The sequence below is a fragment of the Tyzzerella sp. An114 genome (genome assembly GCF_002161055.1).
GTDB classification, from domain to species: domain Bacteria; phylum Bacillota; class Clostridia; order Lachnospirales; family Anaerotignaceae; genus Fimicola; species Fimicola cottocaccae.
Genome location: NZ_NFLT01000003.1, coordinates 12,214 through 34,693, shown reverse-complemented (window position 1 = coordinate 34,693; position 22,480 = coordinate 12,214). Strand labels below are relative to the sequence as shown.

The following is a 22,480-nucleotide window of genomic DNA, read 5'->3' as shown; positions in this document are numbered from 1 at the left end:
GTAAAGTATTTTTACTTTACCTCGAATATTCTACAATAAAAAGGGAGAGGTGTCAAGTATTTTTACTTTACACCCCTTCAAAAATTTCAGTAAACCCAAAACTTTTTTTATGCAATATTACTCATTACCGAAAAGTGCAGAAGCAAAATCTCTCGCATTAAATTTCTGAAGGTCATTTATACCTTCACCAACACCAATATATCTTACAGGTATATTAAGTTCTGATTTTATAGCTATTACAATACCACCTTTAGCTGTACCATCAAGTTTTGTAAGTATTATACCTGTAATATCTGCAACTTCTTTAAATAATTTAGCCTGCTGCATAGCATTTTGTCCTGTTGTAGCATCAAGTACAAGATAAACTTCTTTGTTAGCCTGTGGATATTCTCTGTCAATAACCTTTGAAATCTTCTTAAGTTCTTCCATAAGGTTCTTTTTATTGTGAAGTCTTCCAGCAGTATCACAAATTAAAATGTCTGTACCTCTGTTTTTAGCTGCGTTTACAGCATCAAAAACAACAGCGGCAGGGTCAGAGTTTTCCTCATGTCTTATAACATCAATTCCCGCTCTCTCGCCCCATATTTTAAGCTGGTCAATAGCTGCTGCTCTAAATGTATCTGCTGCAGCAAGTAAAACTTTATCTCCCTGATCTTTATAGTTATGAGAAAGTTTTCCTATTGTTGTTGTTTTACCTACACCATTTACACCTATAACAAGCATTACTGTTGGTTTTGGAAGGTCATAATCATCATCAGCACCTTCATTTAAAAGCTCTGTAATCTCATCAACCAACATTCCTTTAATTGCCTGTGGGTCTGTTGTTTTCTCTCTTTTAACTCTCTTTCTCAAGTTATCAATAATATTCATTGTAGTTTCAACGCCGATATCAGCCATAATAAGAACTTCTTCAAGTTCCTCAAAAAGCTCCTCATCAATCTTAGTAAAAGCACCTAAAACAGCATCAACACCACCGAGAATATTTTTTCTTGTCTTGTCAAGTCCTGCAAAGAGTTTTGCAAAAAATCCTTTTTTAGTTGGTTTTTCTTCAACAACTTCCTCTTTTATTTCCTCTTTTTCTTCCTCAACAGTTTCTTCAATAACTTCTTCTATTTCTTCTGTTGTTTCTTCTACTTCTTCAGAAACTTCCTCTGTATTTTCTGTTGTTTCTTCTATTTCCTCTGCATTTTCTGTTATTTCTTCACTGATTTCAGGCTCGTCAATTATCTCTGTGACTTCCTCAATTTCTTCTGTTTCTTCCTCATCTTCATGTATAGCCCTTTCAAGTTCCTCCGCTGTAATGTCAGGAATTTTTGCAATAGTTATATCAGCTTTAAACTCCTGTTTATTTCTAAAAATTTCTTCAGGAGTTCTTCCTTTTTCTTCCGGCTCAAAAGGTGTAACCTCTATACCTTCAATCTCCTCTAAAACATTACTGCTACTTTCATTAATATTTTCCTGTGATACATTTTCATCTGTATTCTTTTTCTTACCTTTTAAAAAATCAAAAAATCCCATTTAAAAATCCTCCATAATTATGAATAATCCATAGTATCGGTAAAATCAACCGATATAAGTTTTGAAACGCCTTTCTCCTGCATTGTTATGCCATACATAACATCAGCCGCTTCCATAGTGCCTTTTCTGTGAGTTATAACTATAAACTGTGTTTCCTTTGAGAACTTTCTCAAATAATCGGCATAACGTTTTACATTAGCATCATCAAGGGCAGCTTCAATCTCATCAAGTATACAGAAAGGTGACGGTTTCATTTTAAGTATTGAAAAAAGTATTGATATAGCAGTTAAAGCACGCTCTCCACCAGATAAAAGCATCATATTTTGAAGATTTTTTCCCGGTGGCTGTGCAATAATATCTATTCCCGAACCTAAAACGTCATTTTCATCAGAAAGTCTCAAATAAGCCTTTCCACCACCAAACATTTCTCTGAATGTCTCGTTAAAGTTATTTGATATGATTTCAAACTGTTCTTTAAACTGATTTTCCATAAGTGTAGTAAGCTCTGAAATAATACCCTTAAGTTTTCTTTCAGCCTCCACAATATCGTCTCTCTGACTACAAAGGAAAGTATATCTCTCCTTTACCTCTCTATATTTCTCTATTGCATCAACATTGACACTTCCAAGGGCTTTTATTTCCCCCTTAAGATTATAGGCAGATTTTTTGAGACTGTCAACGGAAGGCAAATTATCAAGGGTATTTTCAATAGTTTCAGGGTTTATATCATACTCCTCAATTATATTATTTGCAATTCTTTCTTTGTCCTCAAAAAGTTTATCCCTTCTAGCCTCAATACGTACACTGTCATTTTTAAGTTTAGCTATGTAATCGGAACATTCTCTTATTTTTTCTTCCAAGCCTTCATATTTTTCAATAGTATCTTTTCTCATATCGGCTTTTTCTGTGAGATTTTTTTGAAGTTCATCAATATTTCTTTTAACTTCCAATATTTGAACTTCTGTTTTTGATATATCTTCTTTTTTGTTTTCTATATCTTTTTTGAGTTTTTCTTTGTCTTTGTCAAAGTTTTCAATATCTTTTTCAAGTTCCTTTATAGTGTCATTTATTCTTTTTATTGTATTATCAGAATTTTTTCGACTCTGTTTTATATTAGAAACTGTTATTTTTATTTCTGTAATCTCATTTAAAAGCTGATTTTGTGAAACTCTCTCGCTTTCAATGTCTGTCTGATATTTAGATAAGACTTCGTTTATTCTCTCAATATCTTTTTCAGTATTTAAGAGTTTTTCCTTAGCCTTTTCAAGGTCTGTGTTTGCAAAGTCTGATTGTTCTTTAAGCTGTTTTTCCTCTATAATATAAAGATTAAGTTTTTCATTTTTATCTTTAAGAGAATTTTCTGTTCTTGATATATCATTTTTTGCATTTTCATTTTTAAGGCTTATCTCTCTTAAAGCCATATTCATTTCAGATACTTTTTCAGCTATTTTATCAATTTTTTTCTGTCCCTCAGAAATTTTATTTCTTATTTCATCAACTTCTTTTCCAAAAACTTCAATATAATCTTTAAGCTCTTTTATTTCTCTACTTCTTCCAAATATTCCAGTTGATTTTTTTGAAATACTACCGCCGGTCATGGCTCCACCAACGCTTAAAGTATCTCCATCAAGGGTTACAATTTTATAAGAATATTTATATTTTTTAGAAAATTCAATGGCAAAATCAATATTTTCAGCAATAATAACTTTTCCCAAAAGAAATTTAGCTATACCGTCATAAACATTTTCATAATTAACAATAGTGTCCGCTGTTCCAATTATACCTTTTTCAGAAAGTATTTTATCTCTGTCTTTTTCTATTCCTTTACCCTTTACAGCAGATATAGGAAGAAATGTAGCTCTACCAAGATTATTATGTTTTAAATATTCAATAGCACTTTTAGCACTATCTTCATTATCAGTTACAATATTTTGCATAGCACCGCCTAAAGCAATTTCTATGGCAGTCTCATATTTTTTATCAACTGTGAATATCTCACCCACAGCTCCCATAACACCTTTAAATCTTCTATCACCTTGAGAACTTAATTTTAATATACTCTTTACACTCTTAAAAAATCCCTCATGTTCTTTTTCCATATCAGAAAGAACATTGAGACGAGATTTTTTATCGTTATATTCTCTCTCTTTAGTTTGGAGAATAGCCCTCATAATATCGTTATTATTCAATATATTTTTTCTCTCAAAATCGGAGTTTGATATCTCTTTTTCAAGTTTTTGTTGTTTTTCTCCGTTAACTTCAATATGTTTTTTAAGGGCTTCAATATGGATTTCACTGTCTCTTATTTGACTTTCAATATAAGCCTTCTCATTTTCAAGCTGTTCTTTACGTCTCTTATACTGACTTTCCATGCTTTCAGCCTTTGATATATCACCTTTAAGCTCTGTACTTGTTTTTATTTTTTCTATCATCTCAGTTTTATATTCGTCAATGATACTTTCATTTTCAGTGAGAGCATTACTTAAATTTGAAAATTTTTCTTCAAGTACAGAAAGTTTATCATTATGAGCTTTAAGGCTTATTTCTGAGGCTGTTATTTTAGACTTTTCAATATCAATACTCTCTTTGTTTTTCTCTATTGCCTCATAAGCCTTTGCCTTATCAGACTTTGCCCTTTCAATATTAGACTTTGAATGAGCAATCTGTTCTTCAACAATTTTTATACTACTTTCAAGTTTTTCAAGAGAGCTTCTTTTTTCAGCAATATTATCATTTATATTCTGAATATCATCTGTATATTCATCAGAAAGTTTTTTGAGACTGTGAATATTATCACGTATACTTTCTCCCTCTTTTTCTTTCTCCAATACAGACTGATTATAAATTTCCAGTTTTTCGCCTATGTCCTTTATCTCACTGTCAATTCTTTCTCTCTCAAACTTAAATATATTTATATCACAATACTTAAGTTTTTCTTTGAGACTGATATATTTTTTAGCAGTTTCAGACTGATTTTTTAAAGGTTCAATCTGACTTTCAAGTTCATTTATAATATCCTCGGCACGCTCAAGGTTTTGTTGTTCTTTTTCAAGTTTTAAAAATGTCTCCTGACGGCGATTTTTAAACTTAACAATACCGGCAGCCTCCTCAAAAAGTCTTCTTCTGTCATCAGACTTTGAGCTTAATATCTCATCAATTTTACCCTGTCCAATTATAGAATAGCCTTCACGTCCTATTCCTGTGTCCATAAAAAGTTCATGGATATCTTTAAGACGGCAATTTGTGCCATTTATCAAATATTCACTTTCACCAGAACGATATACACGCCTTGTGACAGTTACCTCTGTATATTCAATGGGCATTTTGCCCTCTTTATTATCTATTGTTATAGAAACCTCTGCAAATCCTAAAGCTTTTCTGCTCTCTGTACCAGCAAATATAATATCCTCCATTTTATCACCACGGAGAGTTTTTGCCTTCTGTTCTCCCAAAACCCACCTTACAGAGTCAGATATATTACTTTTACCACTGCCATTAGGTCCTACAACGGCTGTTATTCCTTTATTAAAATCAAGCTTCACCTTTTCAGGAAAGGATTTGAAGCCTTGCAAATCAAGTCTTTTTAAATACATATATACACCTCTTAAAATTTTAACGCAGAATTTATTTTATCAAAAAAGTGTATCTCTTTCAATTATTCCTTTTACTAAAGTAAATATAAATTGTATCTATTTAAAATTATATCACAAAAAAGACAGTGAAAAAATCACTGTCTTTTAGCTTTATTGTTGAATATCGTAATATTTCATGCCTTGACTTTCTTCTGTCTCAACACCTTGTTTATTTTCAAAAAACTCTTTTGTATATTCTATAAACTCATTGTCTGTTTTATACCATTTTTTATTTATCTTTATACAGTCATCTTGTATCATAGCAGGAATAGTTGTTCCGTCTTCTCTTTCAAGATATATTATACTGTCAAAGTCTTTATCAAGATTTAAAACCATAGGCTTAAAATTTTCCAAATTATCATAAAACTTTTGGGAAAATTCTTTCATATCATCTTTATCTTTAAAAATTTTAGATATAGAAGGACTTGGCTGAACCTCCGTTATTTCAACACTCTCAATATTAACTTTATTTATAGTTGGTTTATAATTTATGTATGTACCTACAAGAGCGATAACAACAAGCATAGCAAAAACAGCCTTTTTTTCTTTTTTCAAAAAAACATTCCTCCTATCAATATATTATTCTTCCATGAACAATAGTATAAACAACTTTACCCTTAAGTTTCATATCCTCATAAAGTGAAAATTTTGCTTTTGATAAAAAATCAGAAGATTTCACAGTATACTCATTTTTTGTGTCAACAATAGTAATATCAGCTTCAACTCCCACATCAATTACGCCTTTTTTAAGTCCTAATATTTTAGAAGGATTTAGAGACATTTTCTCTACAAGCTGTAAAAGTGTAAGTTCACCTTTTTCAACAAGTTTTGTATAACTTACAGGGAAAGCAGTTTCAAGACTTGAAATACCCCAGTCAGCCGAGTCAAAAACCTCATATTTCCAATCAGGATTGGCAGGAGTATGTGATGATGATATAACATCTATTGTGCCATCTTTAAGACCTTCTATAACAGCAAGTCTGTCTTTTTCTGTTCTCAAAGGTGGTTTGACCTTTGCAAGAGTATTATATCCTGAAACTTTATCCTCTGTAAATGTGAAATAATGAGGGCTTGTCTCGCATGTAACATTTACACCTCTAGCCTTAGCCTCTCTTATAAGCTGAACAGAACCTTCTGTTGTTACAGTTGAAATATGAAGATGATTTCCAACTCTTTCAGCTAAAACAATATCTCTTGCCACAAAAACTTCTTCCGCCTCTTTAGGTATACCTCTAAGCCCCAATGCTGTTGACATAAATCCTTCATTCATAACACCGTTATTTGATATTGATGTGTCATCACAACTTGTTATTACAGGCAGATTAAACATTTTTGAATACTTAAATATATTTCTCAAAAGTCCAGTATCTGTAATAGACTTATCGCCATCAGAGAGAGCAACTATACCCATTTTATACATTTCACCTATCTCTGCCATTTCTTTTCCCTCACAGCCTATTGTCATACTTCCATAGGGTAATATATTTACAAGTGAATATATACCGCTTTTTGATATAACATAGTCAACAACGGCTTTATTATCAATGGCAGGCTTAGTTGAAGGTTCACAAGTTAAAGATGTAAAACCACCTCTAGAACCGCTCATTGAGGCTGTTTCAATATCCTCAATATGCTCAAAACCTGGGTCTCCTATCCTACAATGCATATCAATAAATCCGGGAAGAGCAAAAAGTCCTGTACAATCTGTTATATAACAATTTGTATCATCTAAGTTTTCACCAATTTCTTTTATGTATCCATTTTCAATTTTAATATCATAAATTTTATTAATATCATATTTATGAGAAACAATATGGAGATTTTTGAGTATATCAACCATTAAAGCCACCTCCAATTTGAGATAATATATAAAGAATAGCCATTCTTACAGCAACACCATTTGCAATATGGTCATTTATAATACACTGTTTACTGTCTATAACCTTTGAAGATATTTCAATATCTTTCATAATAGGTCCTGGGTGCATTATAATAACATCTTTCTTTGCATATTTTAAAAGGTTTTCATCTATTCTGAAAAGACTTTTATATTCCTCAAAGGAAGGTATTATATTTTTTTCATGGTCTTCAACTCTAACTTTAGTTGTTATTATAACGTCAGCATCTTTCACAGCTTCTTTAGCATTATAGAATATATTAACATCAAAATCAGATAAATTAGAAGGCATAAGAGTAGGAGGTCCTGCAACTCTAACATCAGCTCCTAATTTTGTCAAAGCCCATATATTACTTCTTGAAACTCTACTGTGAATAATATCTCCAACAATGGCAACTTTAAGTCCTTGAAAACTTCTCTTGTTCTCTTTTATAATTAAAAGGTCAAGAAGGGACTGACCGGGATTTTCATTATATCCATCACCAGCATTTATAACAGAAGCTTGAACGCCTTCAGCTAAAAATTCAGCAGCTCCAGCCATAGGATGACGAAGTATTATAAAATCAGCTCCCATCTGGTCAACAAGCTGTCCCATGTCTTTTAATTTCTCATTTCCAAATTTCTCTCTTGTCATATCAACAACATTTGCACTGAGGTGCTGTGCCGCCATTTCATAAGAAAGTTTCTCTCTTGCACTTGCCATATAAAAAAGAAGAACAACAGACTTTCCCTGTAAATGGGGAACTTTTTTGTTTTTATGATTTAATATATACTTCATTGTCTCAGCAGTACTGAGAATATAGCGTATTTCATCGGAACTCATATTTTTGAGACCAAAAAAATCTTTTCTTCTAATCATAATACCATTATCACCTCAAAAACTTTTATTGTTTATATTAGCTTGTCTGTATCTGTTTTAATTTTTCAATAAGTTTTTTAAAATATTCAGGAAGTTCTGACTCAAATTCCATATACTCCCCAGTTCTTGGATGAACAAATCCCAAAACTCTGGCATGAAGAACTTGACCTTTTGTAGAGAAAGGCTGTTTTCTCTTGCCATAAACCTCGTCACCTAAAAGAGGATGACCTATATATGACATATGAACTCTTATCTGATGAGTTCTCCCTGTTTCAAGCTGAGCTTCTATAAGGTCATATTTCCCCAAATGTTCTATAACTCTATAATGAGTTACAGCATGACGACTGTTTTTATCCCTAACACACATCTTTTTTCTATCCTCAGGATGTCGTCCAATAGGTGCATCTATTGTGCCTTCATCTTCTTTAAGTTTATTAAAAACAATAGCATTGTATTTTCTTGTTATACTATGTTCTGCAAGTTGTAAAGCTAATGACTGATGAGCCATATTATTTTTAGCTGCCATAATTACACCTGATGTGTCTTTATCAATTCTGTGAACTATTCCAGGACGCATAACACCATTTATCCCTGAAAGTTCACCTTTACAGTGATACATCAAAGCATTGACAAGTGTACCAGAATAATGTCCCGGTGCAGGATGAACAACCATTCCTTGTGGTTTATTTATAACTATAACATCATTATCTTCATAAAGTATGTCAAGAGGAATGTCTTCCGGAAGTATTTCTATCTCAACAGGTTCCGGAATTTCAACTTTTATAATGTCTTTATCTCTAAGTTTATAGTTTGATTTTATATTTTTCTCATTTACAGTTATATGTCCCTGTTCAATAAGTTTTTGAACTCCACTTCTTGAAATATCATCAAAATTTTCAGACACAAAGACATCTATTCTTGTGCCAACATCCTCTTTTTCAACTGCCAAATTATATATATCCATTTTTTACCCCTTTTTATTATTTTTTGGTTCATCTTTTATCACGAAAAGTATAAGAAATGCAAATATAATTGTTCCAACAACAACATATATATCAGCCACATTAAACACAGGCCAATCAATAAATGTAAATTCAAAGAAATCAACAACATATCCTCTAAAAAGTCTGTCTATAACATTTCCAAAAGCTCCTGCAAGTATCAAAACAAGAGCCAATTTCATATATTTATATTCCTTCTTTTTAGGCATTTTAACAAAAGCATATATTATAGCTACTGATATAACTATTGTGGCAACTACAAAAAACCATCTCTGACCTTCCAAAATTCCAAAGGCTGCACCTCTATTTTCAACAAAAGTAAAATCCATAAAGCCTTTTATAAAAGTCATTGAGCCTATGGGTTTCAGTGAGCTTAAAGCTATATATTTTGTAATCTGGTCAATCACCACAAGAATTGCTGTCACAACCAAAGGTAAAAATATCATGTTTATTATGTCCTTTCTTATTCAACTACGTATGATATAGCTTTTATAATCTCATCTTTTGAAATTTCAGATGTTACATAAGACTTGCCTATTTCATTATCTACAAGAACAAAGTTTATTTTGCTATCACTAACTTTTTTGTCATTAAACATCTGACTGTAAACATCTTCAGGGTTAAGTCCCTTTGTTTTTACAGGTATATCAAAGTATGTGAGAAGTTCTTCAAATTCATTAAGGTCTTTTTCTGTTATAACACCTCTGTCACAGCTTATTTTCATAGCGGCAACCATACCAATTCCAACACACTCACCGTGTATAAGCTCAAACTCCTTAAGACTTTCAACAGCATGACCTATTGTATGTCCATAGTTTAATATTGCTCTCATGCCTTTTTCTTTCTCATCATTTGACACAACAAAGGCTTTAAACTCACAGCATTTAGCAATAACTTCTGTCATTGTATCTATATCCATACTTTTAATTTTTTCTCTGTTTTCGGATATAAAATTATAAAAATCTTTTGACAATATTATACCATATTTTATAACTTCCGCCATACCAGCTGAAAACTCTCTTTTTGGTAAAGTCTTTAAAGTGTCAATGTTTATATAAACAAAAGAAGGCTGATAAAAAGCACCTATTATGTTTTTACTGCCACAGAAGTCAACACCAGTTTTTCCTCCCACACTGCTGTCAACTTCAGCAAGAAGACTTGTAGGTATCTGAATAAATTCTATACCTCGCATATATGTTGCAGCAACAAATCCTGCCATATCTCCTGCAACTCCTCCGCCAAGTCCGGCAACAGCACATTTTCTATCAAAATGATTTTCCAAAAGGAATTTATATATATCTGATATTGTATCAAGATTTTTGCTTTTTTCTCCCTTAGTGAATGATTTTATATAAACCTCTTTGAAATTTTTCAAAAGAGCTTCTTTGACCTCATCACCATACAATTGTTCTATATTATCATCAGTTATGACACATATTTTACTTCCCTTAACACCAGATTTTTCAATAGTATCACTTATACCATAAAAACCACTTCTAAAATCTATATCATACTCTTTTAACTCTGTTTTTACTGTAACACTTTTCAAAATTTATCCCCCCAAAATACAAAAAAGGTAGGGTTATTTCCCCCACCCTTTATTTTTATTTTATAATTAATTATTTTCTGTTTCTGCAATTATGTCTTTTTCGCTTGTCTCGTTAAAATCTGTTTTGTCAAGAAGACGTATTTCCGCTTCAAATATAACTTTAAGTCTTTTCTTTGTAGCGTCATATCTCTCAAGAAGTTTTTCAAGAGAATTTTTCATTTCTGTAAGTTTTCTGTCTGTATCACCAAAAACCATTTCATATTTATCATTAGCCTGTTCAAGAATTACACTTGCCTTAGAATTAGCCTCAGCAAGCATAGCTTCTGATTTTGTTTTTGCCTCTGATAAAATACTTTCTGATTTTGTGTTAGCTTCAGCAAGCATAGTTTCTGATTTCTCTTTAGCCTGTGCTAAATATGTTTCAGCCTGTTTTCTTGTCTCACTTACAATTCTCTCTTTGTCAGCTTCAGCATTTTTAAGAGTTTCATCAGCTGTTTTCTCTGCAAGAGCAAGAGTTGTCTGGAGTGACTTTTCTATTGAACGGTAGTTGGAAATACTGCTATTGAGATTTGAAACTTTCTCCTTAAGCTCAAAATTTTCTTTTATAAGTTTTTCATAATCAAGTATAATCTCGTCTAAAAACTTATCTACCTCATCTTGTGAATAGCCAAAAGCTGATTTTTTAAATTCCTTTGTTTCGATATCACTAATAGTAATCATATTATCCCCCTTTAAACGTACATTGAAAAAATAACTCCGGTTCTGTCTTTTTTAGTTTTACCGCCTATCTCTGATATACGGAAACGACCAAGTCCCCTTACAGAGACCATATCTCCTTCTTTTAACAAAAAAGATACACTTGTGACAGTAGACCAGTTAACATTAACCCTTTCGCTCTTTATAAAATCTTGAGCCCTGCCTCTAGAAATATTAAAAGCCGAGCCTATAACAGCATCAATTCTAATTGACGACACCGTTTCTCTTTTTAAAACGGTATTTTTCGCAGGTACAGACACACTTTCAATATCAATAATATCTGTTTTTACAGCTGTTTTACCCACTTTTATAAGATTTGTTCCTATATAATCAGCAACAGTATTAATGACAAAACAGAGTGTATATTCATCAAATACAAATATATCACCTGTTTTGTCCCTATCAATACCAAGACCTAATATAGAACCGAGATAATCTCTATGGGAAAGTTCTCCCGAAAATTTAAGATTTCTTGTAATTTTTATAGCTTTAATAGGAAAGTCACTGTCTGAAAGTTCAATATATTCCGGTGAAAAACCTATAATATTTCTTTCACAGTCTTCTCCTCCTCCAAAAATTCGGAAATTTACATCTCGTATATTTTTTACAATATCATATACAACAGCCATTTCTGCCGGATTTATAAAATCCGTAAAAGCAATTTCATGTTTTTTAATAGCTAATTCTGCTTTATCAATAATTTTTGATATAAGCAATCTTTCTTCACTGTTAGAAGCTCTTTTTAAAAAATCATTTCTATTCAAAACCGTCAAAACCGTCCCTTCTAGAGAAAGGATATTATAAGAGTCATAATAATCATTTTTACTATATTCATAGCAAAAAGAGCTATAATTGGTGAAAAATCAAGCATCAATCCACCACCAAGAGGTGATTTTGATATCATATTTCTTATAGGCCCTAAAATAGGTTCTGTAAAAGAATAAATAAGTCTGACTATACTATTATCTCTACTTATAGGAAGCCATGATATTATTATTCTTACAAGTATCAGAAGATAGAGTACATAGAAAAATGTATCTACCGCCTGATATAATACACTTTTTAAGCCAAGCATATATATCCTCCGTCAATTTACTGTTTTACCCAAGGAAGTATAACTCCCTTAGTTTTTAATTCTTCCTTAAAATCTCCTGAAATATCCACGTTTTCAGGTGCAATTATAAAAATATTATTAGCAACACGCTGAATTGTACCGTCAAGAGAATAACAAGTACCACTTAAGAAGTCCATTATTCTCTGAGCAATAGGGTATTCAACTTTTTCAAGATTAACAACAACAGGTTTTTTACTCTTTATCTGGTCACAGATTTCCTGTGCATCTTCATAACATTCAGGTTTTACAACAACAACCTGCATCTGAACATTAGCCTGTATGCTTACAACCTGTGCTCCACCATTTCTTCTTCTTCCATATGTTGTTTGAGGAGTATACTCCTGAGTTTCTCTTACAGGCTGAGACATTTCTCTTGTAGGAACTTCTCTTTCCATTTCCTGTTCAGAGCCTTCATACTCATCGTACTCTTCATCTTCATAATCTTCTCCAAGTATTAAATCTTTCATTTTGTTAATTAAACCACTCACTTAAAACTTCCTCCTTGAATATGTATACGTAATATAATCAAAAAATATTATTTTTTATTTGGATAAAATCTTTCACCAAAAATTCCTGTTCCAACTCTTACAATAGTTGCACCTTCTTCAACTGCAACTTCAAAGTCCCCTGTCATTCCCATAGAAAGTTCAGACATATTTATATTATCAATTTTTTTATTGTTGATGTCAACAAGCAAATCTTTCAATCCTTTGAAATAAACCCTGTTTTCTTCTGGATTTTCTGTAAAAGGTGCTACTGTCATAAGACCTTTTACATTTATATTTTTCATTTTTGAAAGCTCTCTTATAAAACTTTCACAATCCTCAGGCTTTATGCCGAATTTAGACTCCTCATTGGCAATATTTACTTCAACAAGAATATCCATTATAATTCCGGCTTTTTCAGCCTTTTTATTAATTTCATCTGCCAATTTTAAACTCTCAACAGAGTGTATAAGACAAACTTTATCTATTATATACTTTACTTTGTTTGTCTGAAGGTGACCTATAAGATGCCAGTTTATACCCTCACCCATAGGTTCATACTTATCCATAATCTCTTGAACTCTGTTTTCACCAAGAGAATTAAGTCCACACTGAACAGCCTCTTTTATTCTAGGCACATCAATTGTTTTACTCACAGCAAGGATAAGTACATCTTCTGGATTTCTTCCAGCTTTTTTTGCTGCTTCTTCAACTCTCCTTTTAACTTCTATAATGTTTTCTTCTATTGAAGAACGCATACACTATCACTTCCTTAAAAACATATATTAATATACAGAATCCGACTCCTGTATGTTTTTAGCATCAGAAACAATATTGTCATAGGCCTTAAGACCATAGGCAGAACCAGCCTCAACAATAGAGTATTCACTGTTTGATATTAAAACGTCAACAACTTTAAAGTTTGCCACAGAACTATTTACAACATAGACACCTTTTTTAGTCTCAACTTCAGATATTGTATAATTTGAAGAAGTCTCACCTGTACCCATAACAATGGTATCTCCAAGTCGTATTGTTTCAAAATCCTGCAATACATATGCAAAAGCACCTGTTCCTGCTTCAGGGTCAGCCTCAACTCTTCTTGATATTACAAGAGGAATAAATGTAGTTTCTTCACCAGATACTTTTAATACTCCTTCCTCTCCGTTGCTCTCTCTTATACATTCCTCTGGAATTTTTAAAAGAGTTTTTTCAACTATGGCATTATTAGGAACTTTAAGTCCCTCATAAACATTATCTTCTATTTTAAATGTCAATGTTCTTGTGTTTATTATTTTTTCAAGACTTTCATTTGACCTAAATACAACTTTAGATTTCTTTTCAATTTGTTCTATTGAATTTATTGTAACATTTATTTCAACATCTTCATCATCTATTGTTGTTTTAACAACTTTTCTATCTCCAACAGCCCATGTAGAACCAATTTCAGCAGGTACATATGATGTCATATACCACACATTTGACTGTACTATTTTAAACAATGGGTCTTCCGCCTTTACATTTTGGCTTTTAGAAATAACCGTAGGGTCAACTTTCATTTTTGTCTGTTCTTCTGTTATAGAAGCAGGATTATCATAAGGTAATGTACTTTCCATGCCGTCAATAGTATAACTTACAATACCACTAACATCAGAAGCAACACTGGCTTTACTTCCTGCCAACTGACTTTCATAGCTTTTCTTTTCCTCGCTAAGTTCTGAAACACTGGCATTATTTTCTGCAAGCCATATATTATTTCTCATTGTAATTTGAGAATCCACACGGTTTTTAAGAGAATATATATCTGCCATTGTTCCATCGGAAAATTTATACATATATGAATCCATAGTTTCACTTATATTTTTTTCAATTCTGTCAATGTCCTCTTTAAAAACAGAAATATCACTTCTCTGTTTCTGTTTTTCAAGTATATCTTTATCAATCTCCTCTATACGCTCCTCAATAGCATCAGCAGTATCATCTTTTTTTATAACACAAACAGTGGAGCCTTTTTTCACTCTTTCATTTTCAGAATATGAAAAAACAGGCTGTCCATCAATTGGACTTGTAAAAACTCTTTCATCTCTCACAATAATTCCATTTAATGTTTTTGGAACATCAATAGTTCCATATCCAACAGACTCAACAGAAATCTGAGGTTTGCTTAAAAATGCTACTAAATATCCAAAAAGATATATTATAAGTACTGTGAACATTATACCCATAAAGGCTCTGTGACCATTTCTTCTAACTTTCTTTTTTGGTACTGGTTTTTTATTAACAGGACGGTGTATATATGTTACATTTCCTTTTTGAGTACGACTAATATTTTTTGCAGAAGGTCTACTATTATATTTTTTATTTTTTGAGTTCACATTTCTGTTTGTTACATTTTTATATGTATTTCTGCTATTATAATTTCTTTTATTACTTTTATTGGAGCTGCCACTATTCTTCTTAGCCATAGAAGCCTCCTTTGTAAAATCGTAAATCAAATTAATATACTAAAATATTATAATACATTTTTTTCATATGGTAAACTAAAAAAACATTTTATGTACAAAATAATACGCACAAAATTGTAAGGTATTTATAAATTCGACAAAAGTTTCAATAATTTTCAACAAAAATTTAAAATTTTATGTTATTGCATTATAAAAGGCGAGGGAAAACTATAATGTCAACCCCTCGCCTTAAAAAAATCAATTATATTATTTTATTATTCCAAAACTTTTGCAACTTCTTTTACTGCTTCATCTGCATCAGAACCCTCAGCTACTATTGTTGCAACCTGACCTTCAGTTATTCCAAGTGAAATAGTGCCCATAATGCTTTTTGCATTTATTTTTCTGTCGTCGATTGTAACCTGTATTCTGCTTTCAAATTTACTCGCTGTCTGTACAAAAAATGCTGCCTGTCTAGCGTCCAAAGATTTGCGTACTGTTATTGTTTTTTCAGCCATTAAATATCACCTTTCTCCTCTCGCAATGTATCTGCCAAAATTCCCAGTTTTTTTAACCTGTGATTTACACCTGATTTCCCCACAGGCGGTTTCATCATTTGTCCAAGCTCCTTAAGACTGGCATCAGGGTATTCAACCCTAAGTTTCGCCACTTCTATAAGATTTTCAGGTAATTCAGAAAAGTCCGAATTTTTCATAATGTAATTAATATCTTCAACCTGTTTAACAGAGGCCGCAACAATCTTTCCTAGATTAGCTGTCTCACAATTGACAATTCTATTAAGATTGTTTCTCATATCCTTTAATATTCTGACATTTTCAAAATCCATAAGAGCAACATGAGCCCCCATAACATTTAAAAGATTTACTATAAGTTCTCCTTCTTTAACATATAGGACATAGTGTTCTTTTCTCTTAACAATTTTGGTTTCTATATCAAAAAAAGATATAAGATTTTTAAGCTCCTCAGCGTATTGCAGGTTTGTATTTACAAATTCTAGGTGATATGTTTTTTCAGGGTTCGTAACAGAACCTGATGACAAAAAAGCACCTCTTATATATGCACGCTTACAACAGGTACATGATACAATCATAGGATTTATACTTTTGACATAAATCTTTTTATCATCTTCAACAAACAAAGTTCCTGTTGCAGACAAAATTTTCAAAGCATCATCACTATTTTTTATATATAAAAAATAGGCTCTGCTTTTTTTAAACTGACTATTTCTTCTTACCAATATTTCAATGTCTATATTAAAAGTTTTTTTCAATAATGTAAAGCACTTTTTAGCGACATCAAAATTCTCGGTCTGTATTTTTATACAAAATTTATTATCTTTTTCAATAATATGTCCACATATATTTATAATAGCAGCAAGCTCAGCAATTTTACAATGGGTGGCATTTCCAAAATGCTGGCATAACTCACTCTTTACCTTAGACGAAAATGACAAAAATTTCACCTCCGCTGTCTATTTTTTATGTCTTGAATCTTTCTCAATATCGTTGTGCTTAATGAGTATACTGTGTCCCTCCTCCTTAAGCACATTATAAAGAGCATTTGCAAGTGTAACAGAACGGTGTTTTCCTCCTGTACATCCTATACTTATTACAAGCTGGTTTTTACCCTCTTTTATATACTGTGGTATTAAAAATTTAACCATATCTGTGAGTTTATCTAAAAATATTTTACTCTCATCAAAACTCATTACATAGTCTGATACAGGTGAGTCATTTCCTGTAAGTTCTTTAAGTTCCTGAATATAAAATGGATTTGGTAAAAATCTAACGTCAAAAACAAGGTCACTGTCAATAGGTATACCATACTTAAATCCAAAAGAACAAACTGTTATTATAAGACTTTCAAAATTCTTATTTTCAACAAATATATGGTTAATCTGTTCTTTAAGTTCCCTTACAAGTATATTGCTTGTATCAATTATATATGTTGCTTTTTTCTTTACATCTTGAAGAATTTCTCTCTCTTTTCTAATTCCTTCTTCTATTGAACCGCCCTTTGAAAGAGGATGACTTCTTCTTGTCTCTTTATATCTCTTTATAAGAGTTGTATCGGAAGCATCAAGGAAAAGTATTTCCATATCATATCCGCTTTCTTGAAGATTTGACAAAGTAGCAAAAAGGTCTTTAAAAAGTTTTCCTCCCCTTATGTCAATACCCATAGCAACTCTTTCAATCTCGCTTCCCTGTTCAAAACAAAGTTCTGCAAATTTTGGAATAAGTGCTGGTGGAAGATTATCGACACAGAAAAAGTTCATATCTTCAAAAAATTTAAGAACTGTTGATTTTCCTGCTCCTGACATTCCTGTAACTATAACAAATCTCATTTGTATCCCCCCTTAAATTAAAACTCACCTATCATTTTTACTTCTGTTTCAAGTCTAACACCAAATTTTTCATAAACTGTGTCCTGACAATGTTTTATGACATTTAAAATGTCCTTTGCAGTTGCATCTCCTTTATTTATAACAAATCCAGCATGCTTTTCAGAGACTTCAGCACCATTACAGTTATAGCCTTTAAGTCCTGCATCTGTAATAAGTTTACCTGCAAAATATCCTTCCGGTCTTTTAAATGTACTTCCTGCACTAGGATAATTAAGTGGCTGTTTTTCTCTCCTTTGAGCAGAAAGTCTTGACATTTCATTTTTTATACTTTCATAATCGCCTTTTTTAAGTTTAATTCTTCCTGAAAGTACAATATAATCATTTTCTGGTATAATGCTATGTCTATAAGATAAATCAAGGTCTTTTACATCTATTGTTTTAATCTCGCCTTCTTTTGTGAGAACATTTACAGACACAAGTATATCTTTAATCTCGCCGCCATAAGCTCCCGCATTCATACATACAGCACCACCGAATGTTCCCGGAATACCTGAGGCAAACTCAAAGCCCTGTAAACTGTTTTCAAGGGCTTTTGTAGCTATAACAGTCATTAAAGCTCCCGCTTTTATATCCATAAATTCTCCTGAAACTTCTATATGACACATTCTGCTAAACAATTTTATAATAACACCTCTAAATCCCTTGTCTCCCACAATAAGATTTGAGCCATTACCCATAATATAATAAGGTATATTATTTTTAACTATATAAGAAAGAGCCTCTTTAAGCTCCTCAACAGTTGAAGGCTGTATCATTATATCGGCATTTCCTCCAACTCTAAAAGAAGTATGATTTTTCATAGGTTCATCAATAAGAACCTTATCTTCACCCAATATATCAATAAGTCCCTTCGCTTCTGTCATTTTATCACTCCTTTTATTCTCGAAGCATAGCCGCTCCCATTATTATGGCATCATAGCCAATCTGTGAAAGTTTTATTTCTGGTGCTCTAAGTGTATTTGAAAGGTGGTCTCCATAATGATGTTTTTCAACTTCATTTTTAAGAGAGTCCAAGAAATACTCTCCCTGTTCCATAACTTTTCCACCTATAACAATAACATCTGGCTGTAATATATTAGCAATATTTATAACACCAACAGCCATATATTTTATATATTTATTTATAAGTTCAACTGCATATTTGTCACCCATTTTGGCAGCCTCAAAAGGTGTGTTGTATGACATTACTCTAAAGTCACCATTTACCATTTTAAAAATTTCACTCTTAGGATATTTTATAGATAAAATTTTTGCGTCACGAATAAGAGCGTCTTCAGAAGCATAACACTCCCAACAACCTCTTCTTCCACAATGACAAGGCTCACCATCAACTACAATTACATGATGTCCCAACTCTCCAGCACCAGAGAATGCACCGTTATATATTTTACCATCAACTATTATTCCGGCACCTACTCCCTGACCTATATTTACTGTCACAGAATTTTTAAATCCTTTTGCAGCTCCCCATCTACTTTCTGCCAAACCATAACAGTTTGCATCATTCTCGATATATATAGGAAGATTTATATACTGTTTCAATATAGATTTAACCTGAACTGTATGATAGTCAAAGTAACTTGAATAAACTATTGTACCATCTTTTTTATCTGGAATACCTGTTATGGCTATTCCTATTGAAACTATGTCTTTATCTATATTTAATTTAGCATTATTTACAACTCTAATACAAAGTGTTGCAATATCTTTTACTATATCTTCAATTCCTCTATATTTTAATGTAGGTACTGAGCCTTTTATTATTATTTCACCATTTTCATCTACAACACCTACTGTTATTACTGTTCTTCCAAAGTTAACTCCCAGGTAATACATAAAATTTACCTCCGTATGTCAAATTTTTATTTGTATTAATTCATTATTTTGAACTTTCTTCAATACTTTTTGCTATTCTGTCATGGAGAACCTGTGCCGCATTATAACCCATTTTCTTTTGTCTATGGTTTATAGCAGCAGCCTCACAAATTATTGCCACATTTCTTCCCGGACGAATAGGTATTGAATTACATAATATTTTATTACCTAATATATCAATATATTCCTCAGTAAGACCAAGACGGTCATATTCTTTGTCTTCGTCCCACATTTCAAGTTTTACAACAAGGTCTATATTTTGTGTCTGTTTTACAGAAGCAGCACCATAAAGCTGTTTTACATCAAGTATTCCTATACCTCTAAGCTCTATAAAGTATCTTATAAGCTCTGGACTTGTTCCTACAAGTGTTCTATGGGAAACTCTTTTAATTTCAACAGCGTCATCAGCAACAAGACGATGACCTCTCTTTATAAGCTCAAGGGCTGTCTCACTTTTTCCTATACCACTTTCACCTGTTATAAGTATACCTTCACCATATATATCTACAAGTACACCATGCATTGTAATTCTTGGTGCAAGCTCAACATTAAGCCATCTTATGCACTCTGCCATAAATTCACTAGTGTTTGCTCTTGTTTTAAATATAGGCACTTGAAACTCTGTTGCAAAAACAATCATTTCTGGGAAAACATCAAGGTTTCTTGATATTACTATACATGGTATTTTAAAACCAAAAATTTGTCTTAAAACATTTTCACGAAATTCAGGGTCAAGTTTTGAAAGATACGTATATTCAACCATACCTATAACTTGCACTCGGTCATTGTCAAAATGTTCAAAAAATCCTGCAAGCTGGAGTGCCGGACGATTTACATCACTGCAAGTCAAAACCTTATCTGAAAAATCAATTTGTGGTGTAACAACTTCCAAACCAAATTCCTTTACGAACTTTTCCATTGATACTGTATACATATAAATTCCCTCCGTATCTTAACTAAACAAATACCCCTTATGTTTTTGTAGTTATTTTTTAAAAATCATAGTAAAAATATGATTTATTTTATAATAAACCATATGTCACCTTTTTTCAACAACAGCAGTGTTAATATTTCTGAAAAAGGCATATACAGCCTCAGCAGATTTTATTGTCATTCCTTCTGCCTCTATAAGTTCAGCTACTTCCGCCTCTTTTATTTTATCTATTGAACCAAAATGTTTCATAAGGGATTTTCTTCTCTTTTCGCCTATTCCTTTTATATCGTCTAACACAGAATGTAGAGCTTTTTCCTCTCTAAGTTTTCTGTGATACTCTATTGCAAAACGGTGAACTTCATCTTGAATTCTTGTTACAAGCAAAAATCCTTCCGATGATAAAGGCATATATATTTCCTCATCATTATATATAAGTCCTCTCGTTCTGTGTTTATCATCTTTTATCATGCCACATATAGGAATATTAAGTCCAAATTTATTAAGAATTTCTTTTCCTGCATTTACCTGTATTTTTCCCCCGTCCATCATAATAAGGTCAGGCATTTTTGAAAAACTTCCCTTTTCATCAGATTTTAATCCCCTTGAAAATCTTCTTGTCAAAACTTCCTCCATGCTGGCAAAATCATTTGCACCTATTACAGTTTTTATTTTAAATTTTCTGTAATCACTTTTTTTAGCTTTGCCCTTTTCAAAAACAACCATAGAACCCACAGACTCAAAACCTTGAGTATTTGAAATATCAAAGGCTTCAATTCTATTTATATCAAAATCAATTCCTAAAGCCTTTCTTATCTCATCAACAGCCCCAACAGTACGCTGTTTTTCACGTTTAATTCTGTCTCCAATCTGTTCAAAAACTATTATGGCATTTTTACCTGCCAATTCTACCATTTTATGTTTTTCTCCCTTTTTAGGACAATTTATAGAAACTTTACTGCCCTTTATATCAGAAAGAAAACTTTCTATAATATCTTTTTCCTCTGGTATAATATCATCTTGAACAAGTATTTCTTTAGGAATAAAAGCTGTACCACTATAAAATTGTTTCATAAAGTCTGTCATAATTTGACTTCTGTCTGTATCATCAACATTTTCAAGTAAAAAATGTTCCCTTCCTGTCATTTTGCCCTTTCGTATAAAGAAAACTTGAACAATACCCTCATTATGGGCTCTTGCAAAGGCTATAACATCACAGTCCCCCAATCCTGTATTAGACATTTTTTGTTTTTCAGCTATACTCTTTATACTTTTAAGTTTATCACGAATTAAAGCCGCTTTTTCAAATTCCAGATTTTCAGCCGCCTTTTCCATTTCAATTTTCATTCTTTTTACAATATCATCATGTTTTCCCTCAATTACAAGTATAGCTTCATCAATATATTTTCTGTACTCCTCTTTAGATATTAAACCGTCACAGGGAGCAGAACACTGTCCAATATGATAATTTAAACAAGGTCTCTCCTTTCCCAAATCTCTTGGAAAAACTTTTTTACATTTTCTTACGGGAAAAAGTTTGTGTATTGTGTCAATAGTCTCTTTAACAGCAAGAGCGTCTGTTATAGGTCCTATATATTTTGCTCCGTCTTTTTTGTACTGTCTTGTCACAAAAATTCTTGGAAAATCCTCATTTACAGTAATTTTTATATATGGGTAAGTTTTATCATCTTTAAGCATTATATTGTAATGGGGCTTATGAAGTTTTATAAGATTACATTCAAGTATTAAAGCCTCCATTTCTGTATCTGTTACAATATATTCAAACTCTGCTATATGTTTAACCATAGCGGCAACTTTAGGGGGTTGATTTTTGAGACTTCTAAAATATTGTCGCACTCTGTTTTTTAAAATTTTAGCTTTTCCTATATATATAATATTATCTGTATCATCTTTCATTATATAAACGCCGGGTTTTTCCGGTAATTTTTTCAATTCTTCTTGTATGTCAAACATTTTTCCTCCCTCTCTTTTTT

At 32.0% G+C, this 22,480-nt stretch carries 21 protein-coding genes; all 21 read right to left on the bottom strand.

Annotated elements, in window-relative coordinates; genetic code table 11:
• Nucleotides 1-117: 117 nt before the first annotated feature.
• On the bottom strand, nucleotides 118-1,068 hold the full coding sequence (ftsY, locus tag B5E58_RS03390; protein WP_334293184.1) for a signal recognition particle-docking protein FtsY: 951 nt from the start codon (nucleotides 1,066-1,068) through the stop codon (nucleotides 118-120).
• A 467-nt stretch (nucleotides 1,069-1,535) separates the two neighbouring features.
• A complete protein-coding gene (gene smc / locus B5E58_RS03385) occupies nucleotides 1,536-5,111 on the bottom strand; it encodes a chromosome segregation protein SMC (RefSeq protein ID WP_088108284.1) in 3,576 nt (1,191 codons plus the stop codon).
• A 150-nt stretch (nucleotides 5,112-5,261) separates the two neighbouring features.
• On the bottom strand, nucleotides 5,262-5,705 hold the full coding sequence (locus B5E58_RS03380; RefSeq protein ID WP_088108283.1) for a hypothetical protein: 444 nt from the start codon (nucleotides 5,703-5,705) through the stop codon (nucleotides 5,262-5,264).
• Between the two features lie 16 nt (nucleotides 5,706-5,721).
• Nucleotides 5,722-6,990 (bottom strand): dihydroorotase, encoded by a 1,269-nt coding sequence (locus tag B5E58_RS03375; RefSeq protein ID WP_088108282.1) that lies wholly within the window; start codon nucleotides 6,988-6,990, stop codon nucleotides 5,722-5,724.
• A complete protein-coding gene (locus B5E58_RS03370; protein WP_242956585.1) occupies nucleotides 6,983-7,906 on the bottom strand; it encodes an aspartate carbamoyltransferase catalytic subunit in 924 nt (307 codons plus the stop codon). The genes B5E58_RS03375 and B5E58_RS03370 overlap by 8 nt, the downstream gene beginning before the upstream one ends.
• A gap of 37 nt (nucleotides 7,907-7,943) precedes the next feature.
• Nucleotides 7,944-8,870, bottom strand: a complete 927-nt coding sequence (locus B5E58_RS03365; protein ID WP_088108280.1) for an RluA family pseudouridine synthase — start codon at nucleotides 8,868-8,870, stop codon at nucleotides 7,944-7,946.
• Between the two features lie 3 nt (nucleotides 8,871-8,873).
• A complete protein-coding gene (gene lspA, locus B5E58_RS03360) occupies nucleotides 8,874-9,353 on the bottom strand; it encodes a signal peptidase II (protein WP_088108279.1) in 480 nt (159 codons plus the stop codon).
• Between the two features lie 17 nt (nucleotides 9,354-9,370).
• Nucleotides 9,371-10,456 (bottom strand): 3-dehydroquinate synthase, encoded by a 1,086-nt coding sequence (gene aroB / locus B5E58_RS03355; RefSeq protein ID WP_158097654.1) that lies wholly within the window; start codon nucleotides 10,454-10,456, stop codon nucleotides 9,371-9,373.
• 66 nt (nucleotides 10,457-10,522) lie between these two features.
• The gene (locus B5E58_RS03350) at nucleotides 10,523-11,176 is read right to left on the bottom strand and encodes a DivIVA domain-containing protein (RefSeq protein ID WP_088108277.1); all 654 of its coding nucleotides are present in this window, start codon (nucleotides 11,174-11,176) and stop codon (nucleotides 10,523-10,525) included.
• Between the two features lie 11 nt (nucleotides 11,177-11,187).
• Entirely contained in the window at nucleotides 11,188-11,985 is a 798-nt protein-coding gene (locus tag B5E58_RS03345; RefSeq protein ID WP_088108276.1) for a YlmH family RNA-binding protein, read from the bottom strand.
• A gap of 11 nt (nucleotides 11,986-11,996) precedes the next feature.
• A complete protein-coding gene (locus tag B5E58_RS03340; protein ID WP_088108275.1) occupies nucleotides 11,997-12,287 on the bottom strand; it encodes a YggT family protein in 291 nt (96 codons plus the stop codon).
• A 17-nt stretch (nucleotides 12,288-12,304) separates the two neighbouring features.
• Nucleotides 12,305-12,814 carry a cell division protein SepF gene (locus B5E58_RS03335; RefSeq protein ID WP_088108274.1) on the bottom strand — a complete coding sequence of 170 codons (510 nt, stop codon included), beginning with the start codon at nucleotides 12,812-12,814 and terminating at the stop codon, nucleotides 12,305-12,307.
• Between the two features lie 47 nt (nucleotides 12,815-12,861).
• The gene (locus B5E58_RS03330) at nucleotides 12,862-13,569 is read right to left on the bottom strand and encodes a YggS family pyridoxal phosphate-dependent enzyme (RefSeq protein WP_088108273.1); all 708 of its coding nucleotides are present in this window, start codon (nucleotides 13,567-13,569) and stop codon (nucleotides 12,862-12,864) included.
• A gap of 27 nt (nucleotides 13,570-13,596) precedes the next feature.
• Nucleotides 13,597-15,276, bottom strand: coding sequence for an HlyD family efflux transporter periplasmic adaptor subunit (locus B5E58_RS03325; RefSeq protein WP_088108272.1), 1,680 nt, complete (start codon nucleotides 15,274-15,276; stop codon nucleotides 13,597-13,599).
• A 254-nt stretch (nucleotides 15,277-15,530) separates the two neighbouring features.
• Entirely contained in the window at nucleotides 15,531-15,773 is a 243-nt protein-coding gene (locus B5E58_RS03320) for an HPr family phosphocarrier protein (RefSeq protein ID WP_088108271.1), read from the bottom strand.
• Entirely contained in the window at nucleotides 15,773-16,729 is a 957-nt protein-coding gene (gene whiA / locus B5E58_RS03315) for a DNA-binding protein WhiA (protein WP_088108270.1), read from the bottom strand. The genes B5E58_RS03320 and whiA overlap by 1 nt, the downstream gene beginning before the upstream one ends.
• An 18-nt stretch (nucleotides 16,730-16,747) precedes the next feature.
• A complete protein-coding gene (gene rapZ / locus B5E58_RS03310) occupies nucleotides 16,748-17,620 on the bottom strand; it encodes an RNase adapter RapZ (RefSeq protein ID WP_088108269.1) in 873 nt (290 codons plus the stop codon).
• A gap of 17 nt (nucleotides 17,621-17,637) precedes the next feature.
• A complete protein-coding gene (murB, locus tag B5E58_RS03305; protein ID WP_088108268.1) occupies nucleotides 17,638-18,543 on the bottom strand; it encodes a UDP-N-acetylmuramate dehydrogenase in 906 nt (301 codons plus the stop codon).
• 13 nt (nucleotides 18,544-18,556) lie between these two features.
• Entirely contained in the window at nucleotides 18,557-19,516 is a 960-nt protein-coding gene (locus tag B5E58_RS03300) for an ROK family protein (protein ID WP_088108267.1), read from the bottom strand.
• Nucleotides 19,517-19,559: 43 nt separating this feature from the next.
• Complete coding sequence (hprK, locus tag B5E58_RS03295; protein ID WP_088108266.1) at nucleotides 19,560-20,489, bottom strand: HPr(Ser) kinase/phosphatase; 930 nt, start codon at nucleotides 20,487-20,489, stop codon at nucleotides 19,560-19,562.
• Between the two features lie 105 nt (nucleotides 20,490-20,594).
• A complete protein-coding gene (gene uvrC, locus B5E58_RS03290; protein ID WP_088108265.1) occupies nucleotides 20,595-22,460 on the bottom strand; it encodes an excinuclease ABC subunit UvrC in 1,866 nt (621 codons plus the stop codon).
• Between the last annotated feature and the right edge of the window lie 20 nt (nucleotides 22,461-22,480).

What these genes read in the sequence shown, in the direction of transcription:
- smc (WP_088108284.1), bottom strand. Translation starts at nt 5,111, where the DNA reads ATGTATTTAAAAAGACTTGATTTGCAAGGCTTCAAATCCTTTCCTGAA.
- B5E58_RS03375 (WP_088108282.1), bottom strand. Translation starts at nt 6,990, where the DNA reads ATGGTTGATATACTCAAAAATCTCCATATTGTTTCTCATAAATATGAT.
- B5E58_RS03370 (WP_242956585.1), bottom strand. Translation starts at nt 7,906, where the DNA reads ATGATTAGAAGAAAAGATTTTTTTGGTCTCAAAAATATGAGTTCCGAT.
- B5E58_RS03365 (WP_088108280.1), bottom strand. Translation starts at nt 8,870, where the DNA reads ATGGATATATATAATTTGGCAGTTGAAAAAGAGGATGTTGGCACAAGA.
- lspA (WP_088108279.1), bottom strand. Translation starts at nt 9,353, where the DNA reads ATGATATTTTTACCTTTGGTTGTGACAGCAATTCTTGTGGTGATTGAC.
- B5E58_RS03350 (WP_088108277.1), bottom strand. Translation starts at nt 11,176, where the DNA reads ATGATTACTATTAGTGATATCGAAACAAAGGAATTTAAAAAATCAGCT.
- B5E58_RS03340 (WP_088108275.1), bottom strand. Translation starts at nt 12,287, where the DNA reads ATGCTTGGCTTAAAAAGTGTATTATATCAGGCGGTAGATACATTTTTC.
- B5E58_RS03330 (WP_088108273.1), bottom strand. Translation starts at nt 13,569, where the DNA reads ATGCGTTCTTCAATAGAAGAAAACATTATAGAAGTTAAAAGGAGAGTT.
- B5E58_RS03325 (WP_088108272.1), bottom strand. Translation starts at nt 15,276, where the DNA reads ATGGCTAAGAAGAATAGTGGCAGCTCCAATAAAAGTAATAAAAGAAAT.
- B5E58_RS03320 (WP_088108271.1), bottom strand. Translation starts at nt 15,773, where the DNA reads ATGGCTGAAAAAACAATAACAGTACGCAAATCTTTGGACGCTAGACAG.
- rapZ (WP_088108269.1), bottom strand. Translation starts at nt 17,620, where the DNA reads ATGAGATTTGTTATAGTTACAGGAATGTCAGGAGCAGGAAAATCAACA.
- murB (WP_088108268.1), bottom strand. Translation starts at nt 18,543, where the DNA reads ATGACAGAAGCGAAGGGACTTATTGATATATTGGGTGAAGATAAGGTT.
- B5E58_RS03300 (WP_088108267.1), bottom strand. Translation starts at nt 19,516, where the DNA reads ATGTATTACCTGGGAGTTAACTTTGGAAGAACAGTAATAACAGTAGGT.
- hprK (WP_088108266.1), bottom strand. Translation starts at nt 20,489, where the DNA reads ATGTATACAGTATCAATGGAAAAGTTCGTAAAGGAATTTGGTTTGGAA.
- uvrC (WP_088108265.1), bottom strand. Translation starts at nt 22,460, where the DNA reads ATGTTTGACATACAAGAAGAATTGAAAAAATTACCGGAAAAACCCGGC.